The sequence below is a fragment of the Enterobacter sp. RHBSTW-01064 genome (assembly GCF_014103035.1).
Taxonomy (GTDB): Bacteria; Pseudomonadota; Gammaproteobacteria; order Enterobacterales; family Enterobacteriaceae; genus Enterobacter; species Enterobacter mori.
Map to the genome: position 1 here is coordinate 1 of NZ_JABXOU010000020.1, position 1,531 is coordinate 1,531.

General features: G+C 53.3%; 1 rRNA gene. It reads left to right on the forward strand.

Features of this window, described 5'->3' with window-relative positions:
• A 23S ribosomal RNA gene (locus HV355_RS23945) occupies positions 1-1,399 on the forward strand; the annotation flags it as partial.
• Between the last annotated feature and the right edge of the window lie 132 nt (positions 1,400-1,531).

Below are 1,531 nucleotides of genomic sequence, written 5' to 3' on the forward strand. Positions count from 1 at the left end.
TAACGCTGAGGTGTGATGACGAGGCACTACGGTGCTGAAGTAACAAATGCCCTGCTTCCAGGAAAAGCCTCTAAGCATCAGGTAACATCAAATCGTACCCCAAACCGACACAGGTGGTCAGGTAGAGAATACCAAGGCGCTTGAGAGAACTCGGGTGAAGGAACTAGGCAAAATGGTGCCGTAACTTCGGGAGAAGGCACGCTGATGTGTAGGTGAAGCCCCTGCGGGTGGAGCTGAAATCAGTCGAAGATACCAGCTGGCTGCAACTGTTTATTAAAAACACAGCACTGTGCAAACACGAAAGTGGACGTATACGGTGTGACGCCTGCCCGGTGCCGGAAGGTTAATTGATGGGGTTAGCGGCAACGCGAAGCTCTTGATCGAAGCCCCGGTAAACGGCGGCCGTAACTATAACGGTCCTAAGGTAGCGAAATTCCTTGTCGGGTAAGTTCCGACCTGCACGAATGGCGTAATGATGGCCAGGCTGTCTCCACCCGAGACTCAGTGAAATTGAACTCGCTGTGAAGATGCAGTGTACCCGCGGCAAGACGGAAAGACCCCGTGAACCTTTACTATAGCTTGACACTGAACACTGGTCCTTGATGTGTAGGATAGGTGGGAGGCTTTGAAGCGTGGACGCCAGTCTGCGTGGAGCCGCCCTTGAAATACCACCCTTTAATGGCTGGTGTTCTAACGTAGACCCGTAATCCGGGTTGCGGACAGTGTCTGGTGGGTAGTTTGACTGGGGCGGTCTCCTCCCAAAGAGTAACGGAGGAGCACGAAGGTTAGCTAATCCTGGTCGGACATCAGGAGGTTAGTGCAATGGCATAAGCTAGCTTGACTGCGAGAGTGACGGCTCGAGCAGGTGCGAAAGCAGGTCATAGTGATCCGGTGGTTCTGAATGGAAGGGCCATCGCTCAACGGATAAAAGGTACTCCGGGGATAACAGGCTGATACCGCCCAAGAGTTCATATCGACGGCGGTGTTTGGCACCTCGATGTCGGCTCATCACATCCTGGGGCTGAAGTAGGTCCCAAGGGTATGGCTGTTCGCCATTTAAAGTGGTACGCGAGCTGGGTTTAGAACGTCGTGAGACAGTTCGGTCCCTATCTGCCGTGGGCGCTGGAGAATTGAGGGGGGCTGCTCCTAGTACGAGAGGACCGGAGTGGACGCATCACTGGTGTTCGGGTTGTCATGCCAATGGCATTGCCCGGTAGCTAAATGCGGAAGAGATAAGTGCTGAAAGCATCTAAGCACGAAACTTGCCCCGAGATGAGTTCTCCCTGACCCTTTAAGGGTCCTGAAGGAACGTTGAAGACTACGACGTTGATAGGTCGGGTGTGTAAGCGCAGCGATGCGTTGAGCTAACCGATACTAATGAACCGTGAGGCTTAACCTTACAACGCCGAAGCTGTTTCGGCGAAGAGACAGACACGATATTTTCAGCCTGATACAGATTTAACAGAATTTGCCTGGCGGCTTTAGCGCGGTGGTCCCACCTGACCCCATGCCGAACTCAGAAGTGAAACGC